2 protein-coding genes and 2 pseudogenes are annotated in these 2,701 nt (G+C 39.1%); 3 read left to right on the top strand and 1 reads right to left on the bottom strand.

Going from position 1 to position 2,701, the window contains the following annotated elements; all coding sequences use genetic code 11:
• The 3 genes and pseudogenes from F6K38_RS39060 to F6K38_RS39050 form a co-directional block, all read left to right on the top strand.
• Window positions 1–164: pseudogene (locus tag F6K38_RS39060) on the top strand (methyltransferase domain-containing protein); the annotation flags it as partial.
• Between the two features lie 270 nt (window positions 165–434).
• Window positions 435–1,115 (top strand): hypothetical protein, encoded by a 681-nt coding sequence (locus tag F6K38_RS39055; RefSeq protein ID WP_008184809.1) that lies wholly within the window; start codon window positions 435–437, stop codon window positions 1,113–1,115.
• 209 nt (window positions 1,116–1,324) lie between these two features.
• The gene (locus F6K38_RS39050) at window positions 1,325–2,041 is read left to right on the top strand and encodes a hypothetical protein (RefSeq protein ID WP_008184811.1); all 717 of its coding nucleotides are present in this window, start codon (window positions 1,325–1,327) and stop codon (window positions 2,039–2,041) included.
• Window positions 2,042–2,366: 325 nt separating this feature from the next.
• Here the strand turns inward: F6K38_RS39050 and F6K38_RS39045 are convergent.
• Window positions 2,367–2,701 (bottom strand): annotated as a pseudogene (locus F6K38_RS39045) (RNA-directed DNA polymerase); the annotation flags it as partial.

Below are 2,701 nucleotides of genomic sequence, written 5' to 3'. Positions count from 1 at the left end.
CGTTTTGGGATATTGTGATTGATTCTGCTTTTGAGCCGAAAGCGCTTTTAGGGTTGCTCAATAGTAATTGGAAAATTGTGGAAGCGGCACTGTCGATGGGGTTGATGAGTCGAGGGTATCGCCGGGGGTTGATTCGTTATGGGTTGTTGTCTGGGACTAAGTGAAGGGAGCAGGTCAAAGTTGTAGAACATATGAACTATAGCAATCCGATCTGATTCGTGAAATATAGTGGCCGAATCGCTATAACCCTTGCCCAGCAAGGATTTCCTATTTTGCTGATTGAAAAAATGATTTAGTAGGATTGCTATAGGTACTATCAGAGCAAGCTAAAACCGATGAGGGGGCTATAGTTTTAGTCCAAATTTTCTGCATAAGTGACATGCTCCTATAGCTAACTGTATTTTGTAGCTTTAAATTTTAACTAGGGGTAAGTCATGAACCACTTTACTATAGTGATGGAGTTTTTGGGCGATCGCGAAAGATTCCTGAAGGAGGTTGACCAAGGGATTAGGATTGATATCAAAATTATCTCTTTATTAATTGCCAGCTCGGCATTTTTTGGGATTTATGGTGCAATTATCGGCTCGTTTAGTAGCCCTCTCCAGATTATCTCTTCAGCTATCAAATTACCGGCGCTATACTTGTTAACGCTGTTGATTTGTTTACCGACTTTATATTTTTATGAGATTAGCTCAGGCTCTAAACGTAGTTTTGGGCAGTACCTAGCTTTGCTTTTGGCGGCGACATCTGTGATTAGTGTGATGCTATTTGGCTTTGCTCCTATCACTCTCTTTTTCCGTCTCTCGATTGATGATTATACATTTTTTCAGCTCTTAAATATAGTAATATTTGGCATCACTGGGTTAATTGGTGTCAATGTGTTTTACCAATGCATGGGATTGATCACTGAGCAAGAAGCTGAAGAAAACAAATCTCGCACTAGACTTCTTAAAGCTTGGTTAGTGCTGTATGGATTTGTTGGGAGCCAATTGGGATGGACCCTCAGACCATTTTTCGGAGATCCTGGGGAACCTTTTGCCGTATTTCGCGAGCTAGAGAGTAATTTTTATCTGCATTTGTTGGAGTTAATTGGTAAAGTGCTGGGTTGGGGTTAAGGCTTACTATTGATTTGTTGTTTTGAAGCCACACTTGTGGCAGCTATAGCGCTGCCCGCAGCGCTATTTATTCTATCGATAACGGATGGGATTGCTTGGGTGGAAGTAAGAGGACTTGATTTATTCGCGGTGTGATTTTCACTACTGACTGGTGGGTGATTGGGATTGGTTAAAGATATCAGAAAATGGTGTAACAGGAGCGAGATGATATGTCATCAAATTTAGGGAATTTACAGATTACGTCAGAAGATATCAGAAACCTGGTAGATCTGAATTTTGCTAAGCTTGTGGCTATTGATTTTTGTCGGGGGTTTATCTTTAAGAAGCCTAAGCATATGTTATCGGTTCTGTTAACTGAGATATTTATATTGGGTCTGAGTTTAATTTTATTTTTGCCTCCAATCCTGATTTTTATGAAAAATTCTGGCAATTTGCCTGAAGACCAGGCTGGGACAACGGGGCTATTTAGTCTATTGGTGGGATTGTTTGTGTCAGGAATAGTGATTGGGAATGTATATTTATATAAACAAGGGAAGCGAATTAAGTCTTTGGTTAGGTTAATGGATCAGGTTGATAACTATAATGGTGTGATTAAAGCGATTGAGTTAGCTGAACGGATAGAGGCGATTGAGGGGTCAAGTACTGAGTTGAAACAATCTGAAAGCCGTAAAAAAGTTATTGACTCTCTAGCTATTACTAAACAAAGTTTAGTGAATGCTTTACAAGTAGAAAATTTAATCAGAAGTCATGATAATTTAATTGACAGTCGTCAGGTATTGTTAAGCAATCTTGATGATAATTTTGCTACTTTGATGGCTTTTGAGCTGAGTGAGGAAACTGGTGAGTATGGTCGCTTACTTAATCAGTCTCTTCAGATTGGTATGAGTGTACATAAGGAGGTGATAAATTTACAAGGTAAGCGGTAGTTAGTTGAACGCGATCGCGTGGCCGAAAGGCCAAAGTTGTCTGTCAGAATGCAGAATTAAGAATGCAGAATGCAGAATGGAGAATGGAGAATGGAGAATGGAGAATGGAGAATGCAGAATGGAGAATGCAGAATGGAGAATGGAGAATGTAGAATGTAGAATGTAGAATGTAGAATGTAGAATGTAGAATGTAGAATGTAGAATGTAGAATGTAGAATGCAGAATTACAAATTCTTAATTCTTAATTCTTAATTCTTAATTCTTAATTCTTAATTCTTAATTCTTAATTCTTAATTCTTAATTCAAAAATAAGGTAAGCTGATACCTAATCCCTATTAGATAACCATTTTTCTTTGATGCGTTGGATTTGTGCTTGAAAGAGGGCTGCTTTTTCGGGATTGACCATGGCGATGAAGTTGGCATAGCCTTGAATCGCTGCGATTACATTACTGGAGTTTCCCCAGTGTTTGCTGTCTGGACCGTCTTTTTCGATTTGATAGAGGGTGGCACGGAAGCGTTTTAATTGTTTTCTGGAAATATTGAGATGGTCGTTGACTACAATTCCTGTTACTTCTTGCTGCTGGGATTTCCGTAGGATTCGGGTCTTTTGTTGATTGATAGTAAACCCTTCGTGAGCTACTACGGAGCTGGTGCGTTTTA

The sequence above is a fragment of the Moorena sp. SIO3B2 genome (genome assembly GCF_010692525.1).
Classification (GTDB): domain Bacteria; phylum Cyanobacteriota; class Cyanobacteriia; order Cyanobacteriales; family Coleofasciculaceae; genus Moorena; species Moorena producens.
This window is presented reverse-complemented; position numbering and strand designations above follow the sequence as displayed.

Excerpts from the sequence above, each read along its gene's own strand:
- F6K38_RS39055 (WP_008184809.1), top strand. The coding sequence starts at position 435 with ATGAACCACTTTACTATAGTGATGGAGTTTTTGGGCGATCGCGAAAGA.
- F6K38_RS39050 (WP_008184811.1), top strand. The coding sequence starts at position 1,325 with ATGTCATCAAATTTAGGGAATTTACAGATTACGTCAGAAGATATCAGA.